19 protein-coding genes and 1 tRNA gene are annotated in these 15,609 nt (G+C 64.1%); 10 read left to right on the forward strand and 10 right to left on the reverse strand.

Going from position 1 to position 15,609, the window contains the following annotated elements; genetic code table 11:
• The first annotated feature begins 188 nt into the window (after positions 1-188).
• Positions 189-776, forward strand: a complete 588-nt coding sequence (locus HDIA_RS20390) for a hypothetical protein (protein ID WP_099557825.1) — start codon at positions 189-191, stop codon at positions 774-776.
• Between the two features lie 13 nt (positions 777-789).
• On the opposite strand, the gene HDIA_RS20395 is transcribed toward HDIA_RS20390, so the two are convergent.
• Complete coding sequence (locus tag HDIA_RS20395; protein WP_099557826.1) at positions 790-1,356, reverse strand: DUF2585 domain-containing protein; 567 nt, start codon at positions 1,354-1,356, stop codon at positions 790-792.
• On the reverse strand, positions 1,353-2,024 hold the full coding sequence (locus HDIA_RS20400) for a septation protein A (protein ID WP_099557827.1): 672 nt from the start codon (positions 2,022-2,024) through the stop codon (positions 1,353-1,355). Before HDIA_RS20400 ends, HDIA_RS20395 begins: the two co-directional genes overlap by 4 nt.
• A 186-nt stretch (positions 2,025-2,210) precedes the next feature.
• Between HDIA_RS20400 and HDIA_RS20405 the strand changes: the two genes are divergently transcribed.
• Positions 2,211-2,501: a PAAR domain-containing protein gene (locus HDIA_RS20405; protein ID WP_099557828.1), complete on the forward strand. Its 291-nt coding sequence runs from the start codon at positions 2,211-2,213 to the stop codon at positions 2,499-2,501.
• Positions 2,502-2,603: 102 nt separating this feature from the next.
• Positions 2,604-2,849, forward strand: coding sequence for a DUF1653 domain-containing protein (locus tag HDIA_RS20410; protein WP_099557829.1), 246 nt, complete (start codon positions 2,604-2,606; stop codon positions 2,847-2,849).
• A 228-nt stretch (positions 2,850-3,077) separates the two neighbouring features.
• Here HDIA_RS20410 and HDIA_RS20415 read toward each other — a convergent pair.
• Both HDIA_RS20415 and cpdR read right to left on the reverse strand, forming a co-directional pair.
• Positions 3,078-3,152 (reverse strand) — tRNA-Val (locus tag HDIA_RS20415).
• Between the two features lie 187 nt (positions 3,153-3,339).
• The gene (gene cpdR / locus HDIA_RS20420; protein ID WP_099557830.1) at positions 3,340-3,702 is read right to left on the reverse strand and encodes a cell cycle two-component system response regulator CpdR; all 363 of its coding nucleotides are present in this window, start codon (positions 3,700-3,702) and stop codon (positions 3,340-3,342) included.
• A 521-nt stretch (positions 3,703-4,223) separates the two neighbouring features.
• Here cpdR and HDIA_RS20425 point away from each other — a divergent pair.
• Entirely contained in the window at positions 4,224-5,120 is an 897-nt protein-coding gene (locus HDIA_RS20425; RefSeq protein WP_099557831.1) for an N-formylglutamate amidohydrolase, read from the forward strand.
• Positions 5,121-5,640: 520 nt separating this feature from the next.
• The gene (gene hisN, locus HDIA_RS20430; protein ID WP_099557832.1) at positions 5,641-6,444 is read left to right on the forward strand and encodes a histidinol-phosphatase; all 804 of its coding nucleotides are present in this window, start codon (positions 5,641-5,643) and stop codon (positions 6,442-6,444) included.
• Here hisN and HDIA_RS20435 read toward each other — a convergent pair.
• Positions 6,421-7,461, reverse strand: a complete 1,041-nt coding sequence (locus HDIA_RS20435) for an alpha/beta fold hydrolase (protein WP_099557833.1) — start codon at positions 7,459-7,461, stop codon at positions 6,421-6,423. The two genes, hisN and HDIA_RS20435, sit on opposite strands and share 24 nt — an antisense overlap.
• A gap of 264 nt (positions 7,462-7,725) precedes the next feature.
• Here HDIA_RS20435 and HDIA_RS20440 point away from each other — a divergent pair, with 264 nt between their 5' ends.
• Positions 7,726-8,190, forward strand: coding sequence for an Hsp20 family protein (locus HDIA_RS20440; RefSeq protein ID WP_099557834.1), 465 nt, complete (start codon positions 7,726-7,728; stop codon positions 8,188-8,190).
• Positions 8,191-8,273: 83 nt separating this feature from the next.
• Here the strand turns inward: HDIA_RS20440 and HDIA_RS20445 are convergent, their stop codons facing one another.
• From HDIA_RS20445 to HDIA_RS20465, 5 genes are all read right to left on the reverse strand, one after another.
• Positions 8,274-9,338 (reverse strand): threonine aldolase family protein, encoded by a 1,065-nt coding sequence (locus HDIA_RS20445; RefSeq protein WP_099557835.1) that lies wholly within the window; start codon positions 9,336-9,338, stop codon positions 8,274-8,276.
• Between the two features lie 105 nt (positions 9,339-9,443).
• Entirely contained in the window at positions 9,444-9,929 is a 486-nt protein-coding gene (locus HDIA_RS20450; protein ID WP_197708053.1) for a DoxX family protein, read from the reverse strand.
• A 61-nt stretch (positions 9,930-9,990) separates the two neighbouring features.
• Positions 9,991-10,818 carry an HvfC/BufC N-terminal domain-containing protein gene (locus tag HDIA_RS20455; RefSeq protein WP_099557836.1) on the reverse strand — a complete coding sequence of 276 codons (828 nt, stop codon included), beginning with the start codon at positions 10,816-10,818 and terminating at the stop codon, positions 9,991-9,993.
• On the reverse strand, positions 10,802-11,713 hold the full coding sequence (gene bufB / locus HDIA_RS20460; RefSeq protein WP_099557837.1) for an MNIO family bufferin maturase: 912 nt from the start codon (positions 11,711-11,713) through the stop codon (positions 10,802-10,804). The genes HDIA_RS20455 and bufB overlap by 17 nt, the downstream gene beginning before the upstream one ends.
• A gap of 125 nt (positions 11,714-11,838) precedes the next feature.
• Entirely contained in the window at positions 11,839-12,129 is a 291-nt protein-coding gene (locus HDIA_RS20465) for a BufA1 family periplasmic bufferin-type metallophore (RefSeq protein WP_197708054.1), read from the reverse strand.
• Positions 12,130-12,557: 428 nt separating this feature from the next.
• Here HDIA_RS20465 and HDIA_RS20470 point away from each other — a divergent pair, with 428 nt between their 5' ends.
• The 4 genes from HDIA_RS20470 to HDIA_RS20485 all read left to right on the forward strand — a co-directional run bounded on the left by HDIA_RS20470 (position 12,558) and on the right by HDIA_RS20485 (position 15,547).
• The gene (locus HDIA_RS20470) at positions 12,558-13,082 is read left to right on the forward strand and encodes a cytochrome b (RefSeq protein ID WP_099557838.1); all 525 of its coding nucleotides are present in this window, start codon (positions 12,558-12,560) and stop codon (positions 13,080-13,082) included.
• Entirely contained in the window at positions 13,079-14,059 is a 981-nt protein-coding gene (locus HDIA_RS20475) for a zinc-dependent alcohol dehydrogenase (protein WP_099557839.1), read from the forward strand. Before HDIA_RS20470 ends, HDIA_RS20475 begins: the two co-directional genes overlap by 4 nt.
• 61 nt (positions 14,060-14,120) lie before the next feature.
• On the forward strand, positions 14,121-14,513 hold the full coding sequence (locus HDIA_RS20480; protein WP_099557840.1) for a 6-pyruvoyl trahydropterin synthase family protein: 393 nt from the start codon (positions 14,121-14,123) through the stop codon (positions 14,511-14,513).
• A complete protein-coding gene (locus HDIA_RS20485) occupies positions 14,510-15,547 on the forward strand; it encodes a glycosyltransferase family 4 protein (protein WP_099557841.1) in 1,038 nt (345 codons plus the stop codon). The genes HDIA_RS20480 and HDIA_RS20485 overlap by 4 nt, the downstream gene beginning before the upstream one ends.
• Positions 15,548-15,609 lie beyond the last annotated feature (62 nt).

Here is a 15,609-nt window from a genome sequence, read left to right on the forward strand (position 1 = left end):
CAGAGACCGGGCACGGGACGGAAATCCAGAGACGTAGGTCGGTGCGCGCCACCGGCTTGTTCCGGCCGTGCCTGCGGCTCCCGGTCATTTTGCAATCGATTAACCCTGCATTTACCCCTTCGTAACATCATTTTCAAAGTTGTTACGAAGGGAAGGACTTCCTTCGTTCCCGACAGGAGGTCGGATCCATGCAGGTACTTTCCGCAAGCGCCAGCTTGCAAAAGTCGACGTCGCTCGTCTTGTCGACGCTTGGCGACACGTCTTCCGGCGATACCACCGCGCCGGCGTCCCCGATCGAGCAGGCGGCCAAGCAGGCCTCCGACGTCGCGGTCATCATCGACCGGCTCGACGACGCCCTCGGCAAGAACCGCGGCGACCACAAGGCCCCGACCTATTCCGAACCGGGCGCGGCAAAGCTCGCCAAGGCCGCCAACGGTCGTCATCTGGGGCACGCCTATGGCCATGACGGAGGGCGCGGCCATCATCACGGACAAAACCGGGACGGCGGCGACGGCAGCGGCCTCAGCCTCACCTCCCTCTCCTATGCATCGTCGCAAACCTCTCTCATCGCCACGAACGACTTCGCGGCCGCAACGGCGAGCCAGTCGCAGCTGCAGCTCGACGAGAACGGCCTGTTTTACTCGACAGCCAGTCTGTCGCTGACGGCCAGCAAGGGCGAGGATGGCAGCACGACGATCTCGCAGAGCTATTCCGTGAGCCGGACCTATGTCGGCACGCTCGACGGCTTCGGCCAATACGCCGACCAGTTCGCCTGAGATCGATCGGACGCTAGGCGCCCGACTGCCAGCTCTTCACCGCCTCGATCGGCCAGAGCAGCATCAGGACGTTGAGGGTGAGGTTGTCGCGGATGAGGGCGCCGACGATGAGTTCCATCGCCAGCGCAAGGACCACCGTGACCCAGACGGGCAGCCGGGCCGCGAGCCAGAAGCCGAGCACCATCGAGACAATGTCGCAGACCGAATTGAGGACGCTGTCGCCGTTGTAGCCCTGCGCGATCGTCGCCTCGCGGTAACGGTCGATGATGATCGGCGAATTTTCCAGAATCTCCCAGCCGGCTTCCACCAGCGTCGCGATCAGCAGCCGGACCGAAAAGTCCATCGGCCAACGCTTCGCCAGCCACCACGTCGCGGCGAAGAAGAGGAAGCCGTGGATGATGTGGGAGAAGGTATACCAGTCGGAAATCTGCTGGGAGTTACCGGGTCCGTTGACGTCGCCTTCCCAGAACTTGATCGTCCCGCAGCTGCAGATCGGCACTCGGCCCATGGCATAGAGCACAAGCGCCGTGACGGCGATGACGCAAAGTGTGGCGAGCGCGGCGCGTGCCTTGAGGCTCAAGCCGCGTCCTCCTCGCTCTTTTCCTTCCCCTTTGGCTCTTCGTCGGGCAACTGATGCCGCAGCATCGCCGGCACTTGGGCGGCCGAGAAGACGAGTGTGATGGGCATGATGCCCCACACCTTGAAGGCAACCCAGAAGTCCGTCGTTTGCGTGCGCCAGACGACCTCGTTGAGGACGGCCATCACCACGAAGAAGATGCCCCAGCGAAAGGTCAGGATGCGCCAGCCGTCATCGTCGAGCCGGAAGGCATCGTCGAAGACGTAGCCGATCAGCGACTTGCCAAAGAGCAGCCCGATCAGCAGCGTGCCGCCGAACAGCGTGTTCACGATGGTCGGCTTCATCTTGATGAAGGTCTCGTCGTGCAGCACCAGCGTCAGCGTGCCGAAGATCGCCACCACGACGCCCGTGACGAGCGGCATGATTGCGAGCCGCCGCATCATGACCCAGGAAATCACCAGCGACACGGCCATCGCCGCCATGAAGACGGCGGTCGCCAGGAACAGCGGGCCGCCAAGGCTGCCGAGCACCGGAAACCGAGCGACGAGATCCTCGCCCCGTGCATTGACGAAGAAGAAGAGGACGAGTGGGCCGAGTTCCAGCGCCATCTTGGCAAGCGGATTGATCGACTTGCGCGTGGGATCGTTGGGCGCTTTTTCCAGTTCCATCATCTCGTCCGATTTGGCGAAGGCAGAAGTCAGGCAGGGTTATGCGTTGTTCCCCCTGTCGATGTCCAGTCCCGCGCTCGGAAAGCCGGCTTACCCCGGTCGCAATGAACGGCGGCCGGCCCGCGCGATTGACCGGAACACGCGCCGACCGTAGTCTCGTCTTCCGATCCTCACCGGAAAGGTCGACTGATGGGCCAGCCCGCCGCACGCGTGACCGACATGCACACCTGCCCGATGGTGTCGGGCGTGGTGCCGCATGTCGGCGGACCGATCATCCCGCCCTGCTCGGTGAATGTCCTGACCGGCAGCCTGCCGCAGGCGCGCGTCACCGACATGCTCGTCTGCGCCGGTGGGCCGGACGTGATCGTGATGGGATCGCCGACCGTCTTCGTGAACGGCCTTCCGGCCGCGCGCCTGGGCGACAATACAGTCCACGGCGGGATCATCGTCGTGGGGCTTCCAACCGTGCTGATCGGCTGACGCCCGCAACAGCTCCCCAATCCTTCAGCCGTCGGCCATGCCGGCAGCCGGGATCAGCTTGCAGCGGCCCGGGAGAGCAACAAGAAAATCCGGAATGCCGAAATGATGGAACTGGATCAAGAAACCGAAGCCGGACCGCCGGTTGGAACCATCTGGCTTCACAAGAAATCAGGCGGAATCTATGCCGTGGTCGGGTCCTGCCGCATCGAAGCGACACGGGAAGCCGGCGTCCTCTATCATGCCACCGATGGGACGGGACCGGTCTGGTGCCGGTCCGTTGCCGAGTTCCTCGATGGCCGCTTCAGGTTGGTCAAGCTGGACCTTGAGGCAGCGCGCGCCGAAGCCTGACGACGATCCGGAAGCGGTGGGCATCGGTCATCCGGGCTGCGCTGGTTCGGTGGCAATGCCCTGGCGAGTCGCAGGCCCGGCGCCCGGCCTCGACGGACGGTCGATTGCAGCACGAGGCTGCCGGGCACGGCGCATCAGCCACCGCTTAGGTGTCTGGGAAATGCGACTGGACGTGTGAAAGTCGGGAAGAGGTCGATAGCTCTTGCAGCCGCAAGTCTATCGAAATGATGGTGGGCGATACTGGGATTGAACCAGTGACCCCTTCGATGTCAACGAAGTGCTCTCCCGCTGAGCTAATCGCCCGCACCATCTTGTCGCCGCGCCGCTTGCGGCTGGCGTGGGCGGTCGTATAACCGGCTTTGCCAACCCATGCAAGTCTCTTCGGCTGGAATTTTTGCCCGCCGCCGCCAGCGGCGAAAAGGACCTGCGAAAAAGCCCGCCACCCCGTGGGCGACGGGCCTGCAAATTCACCCGAAGGACCGGTTCCGGATCAGGCCGCCGCCAGCATCCGCTCCACTTCCTGCACCAGATCGCGCAGGTGGAAGGGCTTGGAGAGAACCTTGGCATCCTTGGGCGCCTGGCTGTCCGGATTGAGCGCGACAGCGGCAAAGCCCGTGATGAACATGATCTTGAGATCCGGATCGAGCTCGCTTGCCCGCCGCGCCAGCTCGATACCGTCCATCTCCGGCATGACGATATCGGTCAGGAGCAGCGTGAAGGGCTCCTCGCGCAGCCGGTCGTAGGCGCTCTTGCCGTTGTCGAAGGATACGACGTCGTAGCCGGCGTTTTGCAGGGCACGCGCCAGGAAGCGGCGCATGTCATTGTCATCTTCAGCGAGCAAAATGCGGTTCATATCGGATTCCGGACCATTGTTTGCCCCATCCCCGCCGCTCGGCGCGGGAGGGTTACACCATTCTTAACATCTGCATGCGGGCAGCCCAAAGCCAAAGATGACGGATCGCCGTCCCGAACGCCCACCCGAACGCACGGAATCGCTATCCGGACTGCCGCCGGCTCACCACCCATTGAGCCGCAACGCGGTAAAGATCCGGTGAAGACGGCAAAGCGAGCGTCGTCCGAACCTGCAACCGCTGTTGCGGGCGCGTGTTCGGGCAAAGCGGAATCGCCAAGAATTTCAAGCAGTCGCGCAATCGTCGAGGACCCAACTCATCGCTAACGATGCGTTAAAGCCTGCCGAGGATCCTTCACGCTGTGAGGAGGGCTGCCTGCGATTCGCGCACCGGCCCTCGAATTCATAGACTTTTCGGGCAACCATTGGCTATCCTTCGGAAAATACGCGGTCCCCTGACGAGTCGGCAGCATTCTCTTGCCGTCTTTTCGTCCTGGCTCCGCCTTCCGGAGTTGAAGTCGTCCATGCGGATTGTCGAGCACCTCAGGCCAGAAGACGCCTTTTCGGTCGCAAGACCGGACGTCCAGACAGCGCCTTTCGTGTTCAATTCGCCGCATTCCGGCGCCAGTTATCCAAGTTCCTTTCTGGCCGCCTCCAAGCTCGACCACCAGCGCATCCGCCAGTCCGAGGATGCCTTCGTCGACCGGCTGATGGCCGGCGTCGTCAGCCACGGCGCGCCGCTGATGTCGGCCGAATTTCCCCGCGCCTTCCTGGACGTCAATCGCGAGCCTTACGAACTCGACCCGAAGATGTTCTCCGGGCGCCTGCCCTCCTACGCCAACATCCGCTCGGTTCGCGTTGCCGGCGGGCTCGGCACCATCGCCCGCGTGGTCTCCGAATCCGACGAGATCTATTCGTCCCTGCTGACCGTGCAGGAAGCGATCCAGCGCATCGACACCTATTACAAGCCCTATCACGCGACCTTGCGGAAGATGCTGGCAGCCACCCAGCAGGCCTTCGGCCACGCCGTGCTGATCGATTGCCACTCGATGCCGTCGGCGACACGCGGCGGCGAGACCCGCATGCGCGCCGACATCGTCCTCGGCGATCGATACGGCACGAGTTGCTCGCCGCTGCTTCTGGAGGCGAGCATCGCCATCCTGGAAGACCTCGGCTTCGCCGTCGCGGTGAACAAGCCATATGCCGGCGGCTTCATCACGGAGCATTACGGCCGTCCCACCCGCCACGTTCATGCCCTGCAGATCGAGATCAACCGGGGCCTCTACATGGACGAGCGCACGCTGGAACCCGTCCCCAGCTTTGCTGCAATTGCGGACATCTTCTCCGATTTCGCCGGCCGGCTGATGCAGCAGCCTCTGGGACTTGGCGATACCGGCCAGCGGACCCTCGCGGCCGAATAGGATCGGCCTGCGTTCATCCGGTCGCAGCGTGAAGACCCCCAGCCCTCCATATTTTTAACCGTTTGGGAAAAAATTAACGCTCGGGATCGATCTTGGGGCGCGTCATGCTGGACTTACGCCTGCCGATGTCGCAGACAGGTCTGACCCGAAACATCTCCGGCCGATCCGGGCCCCGCTCGGGGCAGGGCGTCGCCGCGACCGGCGCAATTCGGCGCCTCTCCTGACGTTCGGACAAAAAAAAAGCCGCTGCGAACAGCGGCCTGAAAGTCTAGGGAGGAAACGCCCAAGGAGGGCATACAGCACAAAAGTGCCGTGAGCGACAATTGGTGCAGGCGCCCTTGAAAGTCAAGCTGACCGAAAGACCAACATTGTCGCAGCCATGCCCCAGAGGAATTTCAGAAAGCTTGGATGTATGTGATGACTGGAATAATTATGATTTTATTTCAATGATTTAGTTTGAATTTCGAGTTCATCCCCGCGTCGAAGCCATACCCAAACCATCAAAACGGACATATCAGCCATGCAAATCGGCATGCCATGGGCCCCCTTTGCCAACACCCTCGCGGACGCCGCGGGCAAGGTGATCCTGCCGCACTTCCGCTCGAACCTCGACGTGGAGAACAAGGAAGTGGCCGCGTTCGACCCGGTGACCGTCGCCGACCGCGCTGCCGAAGAGGTGATCCGCAAGCTGATCGGGGAGACCTATCCCGACCACGGCGTGCTGGGTGAAGAGTTCGGCGACACGTCCGACGGCGCCGAGATGGTCTGGATCATCGATCCGATCGACGGCACCCGTGCCTTCATTTCCGGCCTGCCCGTCTGGGGCACACTGATCGGCCTGCAGCAGGCCGGTAAACCGGTCTTCGGCATGATGGCCCAGCCCTTCACGGGCGAACGCTTCTTCGGCGACGGGGAAAATGCCGGATACACGGGCCCGGGCGGCGACCGCGTCCTCAAGGCCCGCTCCTGCGCAAGCCTTTCGGAAGCAACCCTCTTCTGCACCACGCCGGCCCTCTTCCTCAATGAGGCCCGCGCCGCCTACGACCGCGTGGAAAAGGCCGCCCGCCTCGCCCGCTACGGCGTCGACTGCTATGCCTACTGCATGCTCGCGGCCGGTCAGATCGACATCGTCATCGAGGACCAGCTCAAGGTCTTCGACATCATGCCGCTGATCCCGGTGATCGAGGGCGCCGGCGGCATTGTCACCAGTTGGACCGGCGGACCGGCGATCGTGGACGGCAAGGTCGCGGACGGCGGCAAGGTTATCGCCTCCGGCGACCGCCGCGTTCACGACGAGGCGCTAGGACTGCTCGCCGCGCGATAACGACCGGGCGGCGCCGACAGCCTCTCCCGGCGCCGCGTCGTCCCTTGCCGGCGGCCTGGCGTCGGAACCGGGGATGAAGGCGTCGAAGGACGCCCAGAAGGCGTCGCGCAGGACGTCGCTTTCCATCATGATCTCGTGGCGGGCGCCGGGAATGCCGACATAGGCGGCCGTCTTCAGCCGCCGCGCCACCCGCTCGACGGCCGCCGTCGAAACTACACGATCGGCGCCGCAGCCAATCATCAGGATCGGCTCGGTGACGGAGAAGGCAAGGCGCGGGTCGCCAAGCCAGCGCATCGACGCCTCCGCCGCCCGCACCCAGCCGATCGTCGGCGCGTCGATGCCAAGCTCGGGATGGAACTCGAGCAGCCCCGCCGTCCGCTCGAAGCGGTCGCGGTCATGGGTGAGCGGGTTGCCCTCGAAACTCCTGACAATCGCATTCTTGCGAAAGGGCTTCGGGATGCTGCGGCCGGCAAGGCCGAGGGCGCACAGCAGCGTGGAAAGCTGGCGGATGCGGGCCCGGCTGATCTTGAAGGCGCCGAAGTCGAAGAAGGGCGCCGTCATCACGATCCGCTTCATCCAGATTGCGCGCCGGGCGCGCACAAGCTGCATGAGAATATTGCCGCCCATCGAATGGGCAAGGCCAAACCACGGCCGCGGGCAGAAGCGCTGGACGACGCCTTCGTGGAACGCCTCGAGGTCGAAAAGATAGTCGGAAAAGCGGCGCACATGGCCCGGCCGCGGATCGCGCAAAAGCCGGGACGAGCCGCCCTGCCCCCGCCAGTCCAGCGTCGCGACGGCAAACCCGCGCTCGCGCAGGTCTCCGATCACCTCGAAATATTTCTCGATCTGCTCGGCCCGCCCCTGGAAGAGGCAGACGGTTCCGCGCGGCTGCGCCACGGTCGCCGGCCAGAAGGCAGCCCGCAGGCGGACGTGGTCGGAGGTCCGAAGCTCGATCACCCGTCCGCCCTCGGGGACCGGATTGACGGAGAGATCGGCAAGTTCACTGGGCAGGAGCATCACGGGACCGGCGATGGCGCGTGGACGGGCATGGCCTCAGACTTAACCGCAGACCGGACGGCACGGCAATGCAAACCTCGGTGATCTCCGTCGGCATGCGAACGCTCCTGAAGCTTGTCGGCAACCTCCCCCTTGAACCGCAAAAGCGTCATTCCCAAATATCCGGTGCGGGCGCCAGACGGGTCCGCAAGGTGTTCCAGAGCTGGCCATGTTGGCAGCGAGGAACGTCAAAGACGTGAAGTTGCTTCAAAGGAGAACTTGACCATGCGCCACTTTGATCTGAGCCCTCTTTATCGCTCCACCGTCGGTTTCGACCGGATGTTTTCCGTGCTCGACCAGATGACCTCGGGTGAAAGCAACGCCCCGAGCTATCCGCCCTACAACATCGAGCGCACGGGCGAGAACGCCTATCGCATCACGATGGCGGTCGCCGGATTCTCGGACAAGGACATTTCGATCGAGTCTCGCGAGAACACCCTGACGATCAAGGCGGAAAAGAGCGAAGAGCAGAACTCTTCGAACGAATTCCTCTATCGCGGCATCGCCGCTCGCGCTTTCGAGCGCCGCTTCCAGCTTGCGGACCATGTCGAGGTGAAGGGCGCCAGCCTTGAGAACGGCCTCCTCCATATCGACCTTCTTCGCCAGATTCCGGAAGCGATGAAGCCGCGCCAAATTCCGATCGGCAAGGCCGCCAACGAGGCGACTGCCATCGAGACGGCCGCGGCCTGACCCGGCATCGATCTGAAACCGAAGACCGAGGTTTCCTCCGTGGGCGCGCCTTCCCGGCGCGCCCTTTTTTTGTGAAGGAACGCTCAGGCGCGATACTGGTTGAGGGCGTCCATGAAGCGGGCGACATCCGACGGACGTGTCGCGAAGCTGGTCACGAGCCGCACCATGTCCTCGTCGGCGCCGGGCCCTTCCCCCGGCAGCGCATCCGGGGCTTCCCAGAGGTAGAAGTTGGCACCGGCCGCCTTGAGATGCGCCGTCAGCCCCTTCGGCCAGATCGCGAAAATCTCGTTGGCCTCGACCGGGTGGACGAGCCGCGCGCCGCCGGAGGTTTCGATGGCCTGGGCAAGACGCGTTGCGCTCTGGTTGGCGTGGACGGCGTTGTCGAGCCAGTGTCCGTGCTCGAAATAGGCTTCGAACTGGGCGGCGACAAAGGCCGACTTGGAAAACAGCTGGCCGGAACGCTTGCGGACGAATTCGAATCCCTCGGCGAGATCGAGGTCGAAGAAGACGATGGCCTCGGCGCACCAGCAGCCATTCTTCGTGCCGCCGAAGGAGAGCACGTCGACCCCCTGGCGCCAGGTCATGTCCGCCGGAGAGACATTGAGCGTCGCGAGCGCATTGGCAAAGCGCGCCCCATCCATATGAACCTTGAGGCCCCGCTTGTGCGCTTCGGCAGAAAGTGCGCGGATGTCATCCAGGGCATAGATCGTCCCGGCCTCGCTCGCCTGTGTCAGGCTGAGACCGACCGGGCGGCCGCCGTGGACGTTGGCCGGATCATAACGGTCGAGAACGGCGCCGACGGCGTCGGCCGAAAGCTTGCCATGGGCTCCGGGGATCGGCAGGAGCTTCTGCCCGCCGGAGAGGAACTCCGGCGCGCCGCATTCGTCCATCTGGATGTGACTGTGGGCGTGGCACAGCACCAGCCCGCCGGGCTTGGCCATGGCGGCAAGGGAAAGGCTGTTTGCCGCCGTTCCGGTCGCGACGAAGAAGACCCTCGTCTCGCATTCGAAGATTTCGCTGAACCAGTTCTTGACCCGGTTCGAATGTTCATCGGCGCCATAGGCGGGCGAAAAGCCCTGCCCCATGGCTGCGAGCGCCGCGCTGACCTTCGAAGAGGCGCCGGCCCAATTGTCGCTGGCGAAATTCATGGCGTTTCTTATTGCGCCTTCAGCCGGATCCGGCAAGCACGCTGATCGCAGACCAGTCATGCATGCCGGGTCGGGCCAGCCGTCAACACAGCAAGCGCCGGGGTATCAGTCGACGATCTGGCCAAAGCGGCGGCGCAGCAGATGGTCGATGGACAGAACGCCCGCGCCCTTCGCCATGATCACCAGAAGGCCTGTCGCCCACAATCCATGTATGACCCACTCATTCGGATAAACGAAGATCTCGATCACCGCCGTCATGATGAAAAGACCGAGCGCGGCAAAACGTGCCCCGAGGCCGATGAAGAGCAGGAACGACAGCAGGTGCTCTGCAATCGTCGCCATATAGGCGGCGATGACGGGCGGGATCAGCGGCAGGGCATATTCATTCTCGAAAAGATAAAAGGTTGAGTCCTTCAGATGAAAGCCCTCGACCTTGGTCTGGCCTGACATGAAGAACACGGCGGCGAGGACGATCCTCCCGAGCGTCAGGTAAAGGCTCGGCGGAATCTTTTCGAAGATGCCGATAATCGCGACCAGATAGGGTGCAAGTCTCGACGTCATGAACCGGTCGTCAATGGTTGCCTGTTTCATAGCTACCCCCCTCCGCCGTGCCTCACTGCCCGGCGTTCCAATAAGAAGAAAGATCGAGGCGTCAGGCTGGCGCCAAAGCGACGTCGCTCGCGAAGGCACCGGTGGAAAGCGCAACCGCCAGCACCGTGCCGAGATCGAATCCGGCGCTGTCCGCAAGGCCGGTATCGGCGGCCGCCTCCAGCGTTTCACCGGCATCGATTGCAAGAAGAAAGGCGGCCCCGCCCGGTGGAAGCGTCGCGGACGTGACGGTCATGTCCGGGCGGACGAACAGCGTGTCCTCGCCGCCTTCCGGCACCACGAGGTCCCCTTCCGGATCGGTTCTGCGGCTGAACTGCCAGATCGTGTGCGCCGCATGCCTTGAGCGAACGATGCGGGCCGCCGGGTGCAGCGTGAGACGCACGCGGCCGAGATCGTCCGGCGCCACCGCCGACAACGCCTGCGGCGCGAGCGGCAAGGCATCCGCCGCGTGGTAGCACTCGACATAAGCCCGGTCGTGGCGGGCGACATCCGCCAGATAAGGCAATCCGGCCACCGGCGCGAACGTCTCCAGGAACAATGGGAAGCTGCCGCCCCAGACATTGAGGCGCGGATCGCTTGGCGCCTCGGCGGCAAGATAGGCCCGCGCCGTCATCCGGAAGAACTCTTGCCCGACAATCCGCTGGGTGGCGGGAAAGAGATCGCCGAGCGCCTCGCAGAGGCTTGCCACGACATTGTTGCGATAGACGGCAAAGCGCCGTTCGATACGCCCGCCATGGTGGGCGCAAAGCCCATCCGGCACCGGAGCGCCGGGATCGGTCAGCGCCGCGGCGAAGGCCGCCTCGATCGCCGCGTGGTCGCCCCTGCCGGGCAGGACGGTCAAGGTCTGTGCCGGTTCAGGACGCAAGGGCATGGGAGCGCCCTCCGCGCGAGGATTGAAGGATCGTCTCCGCCAGCGCCGCCTCGCGGGCAAGCACCGGAAAGGCCGGCAGGTCCGCGTCCCATTCGACCAGTGTCGGGATCGGCCCGGCGCGCTCGATGACCTCCGCAAAAAGATCCCAGACGAGATCATCGACCTCCCGGTCGTGGGAATCGATCAGGAGAGGGTGACCTTCGTCGTCGACATCGACGGCGTGACCGCCGAGATGGATCTCGCCGACCTTCTCGATCGGGAAGGCCTTCAGATAGGCGCGCGCATCGATCTCGTGATTGGAAGCCGAGACATGGACGTTGTTGACGTCGAGCAGAAGGCCGCAGCCGGTCCGGCGCGCCACCTCGGCAAGGAATTCGGTCTCGGGAATGACGGACGCGTCAAACAACAGATAGGTCGATGGATTCTCCAGCAGCATCCGCCGCTTCAGGTGCGTCTGCACCTGGTCGACATGATCGCAGACCCGCGCCAGCGTCTCCTGCGTATAGGGAAGCGGCAGCAGGTCATTCAGATAGCTCGCCCCGTGGCTTGACCAGGCGAGATGCTCGGACACCAGCCCCGGTTCATAGCGCTCGCAAACGGCCTTGAGGCGGTCGAGATGATCGGGATCGAGCCCGCGCGCAGCCCCGATGGAAAGACCGACGCCGTGAACCGAAACCGGATAGTCGCGCCGGATCATCTCCATATGGCGATGCGTCGGTCCGCCCGCGCCCATGTAGTTCTCGGCATGAATTTCGAAGAACCCGAGGTCCGGCCGCTCACCGAGAATGTCGGCGAAATGCTCCGGCTTGAGGCCGACACCGGCGCGTCCGGGAATCGACCGGCCGACGCGGGACGCCGCGATGTCGCTCTGCTCGAAGATGCCTGCCGCGGTCATTGTCTCCCCCCTGCGGTCATTGCCTGTCCACGGCTGCCTCTGCGCGTTGGAGCCGATCGGACGGGTCTTGTCGGATCGAGCCGGCAGGCGGACACCCCGCCCGCCGGCATCCCGGGCCCGACGGATCAGGACTCCATCGCCTCCAGGCTGCCCATACCGTTCGGCGTCTTGATCGTGGTGCAGGTACCGGCCGGCACCAGCTTCCAGGCATTGCCCTGGTAGTCCACCGTCGACGTGCCGGCGCAGGTCGTACCGGCGCCCGCCTTGCAGTCGTTCTGGCCCTTGAGGGCAACGCCGTAGCACTTTTCCATTTCGGCGGCGGAGGCGCTGGTGGTGGTCACGGCAGCAGCGGCGACAGCCGAAGCAACTGCGCTGGCAAGAATGAGCCCGGCGGACATCTTCTTGTCGAACTTCATGGTCTATTCCCCTCTGTCAAAGTCAAAATCGAAGAAATTGCAGCCGGTCGAAGTTGTCTTCGGCCACGGAGCGATCTTTTGCTGAAGGGAGCTTGAACAGGAAATCAATCCGGTGTGACGCCCGTCGAGACGGCGCCTCACATGCGGGTGAACAGTCTGTTCTCGGCAGTGGCTGGAATATGAAAAGCCGCATTGATTCAATAGCTTGAAGCAAGAAAATCTTCCCGCGCACATTGCTAAGCTTGCTATATTGTAATTAATTATAACAATTTAACTGCAGGCATGACGCCCTTGGCGGCGTCGGGCTGCAGCGCCAGCGTCCAACAACGCGCCCTTGCAAAAGCGACAGAAAAACCCGTACGGACGTGGACGGCCCGGCCCTACCGCCCCATTATTGAGGGAACCCGGCCGCAAGGGAGAGCCCGATCATGACGGAACCAGTGAAGCGATATTCCGTCCCCGCCCGGTTCCTGCACTGGATCGTCGCCGCTTTCGTCTTCGTCGCCTGGCCGGCCGGCGCCATCATCAAGTTCGTCAAGGAAGATGTGAAGCTCACCTTCTACATGGTGCATGAATCCCTCGGCTTCCTCATCCTCTGGCTGATGCTGGCCCGCCTCGTCGTCCGCCTGTTCGTGAAGCCTCCGCCGCATCTGCCGATGCCGGCCCTGCAGCGGGGCGTCGCCGACACGGTCCACTGGTCGCTCTATGCGGCGCTGATCATCCAGCCGATTCTCGGGTTTCTTGCCACCAACGCCTGGGGCTTTCCCTTCTCGCTGTTCGGGCAATGGCCGATCTGGAGTCCGATCGGCAAGGAACCCGGCATAGCGCCGCTGCTCTCGTCCGCGCATCTGGTGCTCGGCTGGACGATCCTGGTGCTCTTCGTCGCCCATTTCGGCGGCGTCCTCTATCACCACGTGATCCGCCGCGACGAGACGCTGGAGCGCATGCTTTGACGCTCTCCCGGTCGACGGCAACGGCCTTGTGGATCACGGGGCCCGGCAAGGCCGATCTTCGTGACACGGGCATCGGCGCGCTGGCACCGGGAGAGGTCGAGGTCGAAGCCGTCTGGTCGGGCATCAGTCGCGGCACGGAATCGCTGGTTTTCCGTGGCATGGTCCCGGAGAGCGAGCACGAACGAATGCGCTGCCCCTTTCAGGAAGGCGGCTTTCCCCATCCGGTCAAATACGGCTACGCCATGGTCGGCCGCCTCCGGCGCGGCCCGCCGGACCGCATCGGGCAATGGATCTTCTGCCTCCATCCCCATCAGGACCGTTTCGCCCTGCCGGAGGAAGCCGCCATCGCCATCCCGGACACAGTGCCGTCGGAACGGGCCGTGCTTGCCGCCAACATGGAAACGGCGCTCAACATCGCCTGGGACGCGGGTTTTCTGCCTTGCGACCGCATTGCCGTCGTCGGCGCGGGTACGGTCGGCCTGCTGACGGCTTGGCTTGCCGCCCAGATCCCCGGAGTGGAGGTCACCGTCGTCGACATCGCGCCGGAGCGCGCCGACATCGCTCACCGGCTCGGCTGCGCCTTCGCCCTGCCGGACGAGGCCCCGCAGGATTGCGATGTCGTCGTCCATGCCTCCGCCACCAGCGAGGGCCTTGCGACCGCTTTGACTGCCTGTGGCTTCGAGGCCCGGCTCGTCGAGGCAAGCTGGTATGGCGAGCGGCAGGTCACCCTGCCCCTCGGCGGTGTCTTTCACAGCCGCCGGATCTCGCTCGTCAGTTCGCAGGTCGGGGCCGTCTCGCCCGCGCGCCGCGCCCGGCGCAGCCACGCCGACCGCATGCGGCAGGCGCTTGGCCTGCTCGCCGCCCCGGCGCTCGACAGCCTGATTTCCGGCGAAACGCCCTTTTCGTCCCTTGGCGAGGACTATGCCCGCATCCTCGCCGATCCGGCGACCCTCTGCCACCGCATCCGCTATTCCTGAGACCAGAGCGGCTCGATCGCCGCCGCCTGTCTCCATCTCCCAGAAAGGTCCTTGTCGCACCATGTTCGCCGTCGAAGTCCGCGACCACATCATGATCGCCCATTCGCTAAAACGCCCGGTCTTCGGCCCGGCCCAGGGCCTGCACGGCGCGACCTTCGTCGTCGATGCCGCCTTCTTTGCCGAAAGCCTCGACAACGACGGCCTTGTCGTCGACATCGGCCTTGCCAGCGAGGCGCTTTCGGCGACCCTGAAGCCACTCAACTACGCCAATCTCGACGATATTCCCGAGTTTGCCGGCAAGGTGACAACGACGGAATTTCTCTGCGGCCATGTTTTCGAGAAGCTGCGGGAAGCCGCGAAAAGCGGCGCGCTGGGCGCCAGTACGCTCAAGAAAATCCGCGTCACCTTGCACGAGTCGCATGTTGCCCGTGCCTGGTTCGAAGGTGACGTTTGAGCGAGGTCGTCTTCGCCATTCCAGGCGACATCGACACGCTGTCCGGCGGCTACGGCTATGACCGCAAGCTGATCGAAGGTCTGCGGGCCATCGGCTGGACCGTCACCCATCTTGCCCTGCCGGACGGCTTTCCGCTCCCCGATGCCTCGACTCGCCGCGCGGCCGCGGAACACCTGAACGCCCTGCCTGACGGCACCTCCATCCTCATCGACGGTCTCGCCTTCAGCGCCATGCCTGAGGAAATGGCCGAACTCGGCCAGCGCACCCGTCTCACCGCGCTCATTCACCACCCTTTGGGTCTTGAGACGGGTCTCGATGAAGAGACCTCGACGCGGCTTCTTGCCGACGAACGCGCCGCCCTCCGGCATGCACGCCATGTGATCGTTACCTCGCCCGAAACGGCCCGGACCCTCGCCGCCGATTTCGCCGTGGAGCCGAACCGCATCACGGTCGCCGTCCCCGGAACCGAGCCAGGCCCCCGCGCCACCGGCGGCAACCATCCGCCGCATATCGTCACCGTTGCCTCGCTCATTCCGAGGAAGGGCCACGACATGCTCGTCGCCGCGCTGGCGACGCTCTCCGATCTCAACTGGCGGTCCAGCTTCGTCGGCAGTTCGACGCTCGATCCGGCGTGGGCGGAGAAGATCAGGGCGATGGTCGCGGCGAGCGGGCTTGAGGGACGGATCGCCATTCTCGACCAGCGCCAGGACGTGCGCGCGCTGATGGCCGACGCCGACATCTTCTGTCTGCCGAGCCGCTACGAGGGCTACGGTATGGCCTTTGCCGAGGCGATGTCGCAGGGCCTGCCCATCGTCGGCTGCCGGGCTGGTGCCGTGCCGGACGTCGTGACTCCCGACGCCGGCATTCTGGTTGAGCCGGAGGATATCCCGGCCCTTGCCGCCGCCTTGCGTACCATGCTGACAGACGAGCCTTTGCGACGCCGCTATGCCGAAGGCGCCTTTGCGTCAGGACGGCAGTTGCCCGGCTGGAACACGACCGCCGGCATCGTCGCCGGCGTGCTCCTGACGCGCTAGAGCGATGAAAATTCGCAAGCTGCTTGACCGTAAGCCACAATTGGCCCGATGGTGCCGGCAGA

The sequence above is a fragment of the Hartmannibacter diazotrophicus genome (genome assembly GCF_900231165.1).
Classification (GTDB): Bacteria; Pseudomonadota; Alphaproteobacteria; order Rhizobiales; family Pleomorphomonadaceae; genus Hartmannibacter; species Hartmannibacter diazotrophicus.

What these genes read in the sequence shown, in the direction of transcription:
- HDIA_RS20390 (WP_099557825.1), top strand. Translation starts at nt 189, where the DNA reads ATGCAGGTACTTTCCGCAAGCGCCAGCTTGCAAAAGTCGACGTCGCTC.
- HDIA_RS20400 (WP_099557827.1), bottom strand. Translation starts at nt 2,024, where the DNA reads ATGATGGAACTGGAAAAAGCGCCCAACGATCCCACGCGCAAGTCGATC.
- HDIA_RS20405 (WP_099557828.1), top strand. Translation starts at nt 2,211, where the DNA reads ATGGGCCAGCCCGCCGCACGCGTGACCGACATGCACACCTGCCCGATG.
- HDIA_RS20410 (WP_099557829.1), top strand. Translation starts at nt 2,604, where the DNA reads ATGATGGAACTGGATCAAGAAACCGAAGCCGGACCGCCGGTTGGAACC.
- cpdR (WP_099557830.1), bottom strand. Translation starts at nt 3,702, where the DNA reads ATGAACCGCATTTTGCTCGCTGAAGATGACAATGACATGCGCCGCTTC.
- HDIA_RS20425 (WP_099557831.1), top strand. Translation starts at nt 4,224, where the DNA reads ATGCGGATTGTCGAGCACCTCAGGCCAGAAGACGCCTTTTCGGTCGCA.
- hisN (WP_099557832.1), top strand. Translation starts at nt 5,641, where the DNA reads ATGCAAATCGGCATGCCATGGGCCCCCTTTGCCAACACCCTCGCGGAC.
- HDIA_RS20435 (WP_099557833.1), bottom strand. Translation starts at nt 7,461, where the DNA reads ATGCTCCTGCCCAGTGAACTTGCCGATCTCTCCGTCAATCCGGTCCCC.
- HDIA_RS20440 (WP_099557834.1), top strand. Translation starts at nt 7,726, where the DNA reads ATGCGCCACTTTGATCTGAGCCCTCTTTATCGCTCCACCGTCGGTTTC.
- HDIA_RS20445 (WP_099557835.1), bottom strand. Translation starts at nt 9,338, where the DNA reads ATGAATTTCGCCAGCGACAATTGGGCCGGCGCCTCTTCGAAGGTCAGC.
- HDIA_RS20450 (WP_197708053.1), bottom strand. Translation starts at nt 9,929, where the DNA reads ATGAAACAGGCAACCATTGACGACCGGTTCATGACGTCGAGACTTGCA.
- HDIA_RS20455 (WP_099557836.1), bottom strand. Translation starts at nt 10,818, where the DNA reads ATGCCCTTGCGTCCTGAACCGGCACAGACCTTGACCGTCCTGCCCGGC.
- bufB (WP_099557837.1), bottom strand. Translation starts at nt 11,713, where the DNA reads ATGACCGCGGCAGGCATCTTCGAGCAGAGCGACATCGCGGCGTCCCGC.
- HDIA_RS20465 (WP_197708054.1), bottom strand. Translation starts at nt 12,129, where the DNA reads ATGAAGTTCGACAAGAAGATGTCCGCCGGGCTCATTCTTGCCAGCGCA.
- HDIA_RS20470 (WP_099557838.1), top strand. Translation starts at nt 12,558, where the DNA reads ATGACGGAACCAGTGAAGCGATATTCCGTCCCCGCCCGGTTCCTGCAC.
- HDIA_RS20480 (WP_099557840.1), top strand. Translation starts at nt 14,121, where the DNA reads ATGTTCGCCGTCGAAGTCCGCGACCACATCATGATCGCCCATTCGCTA.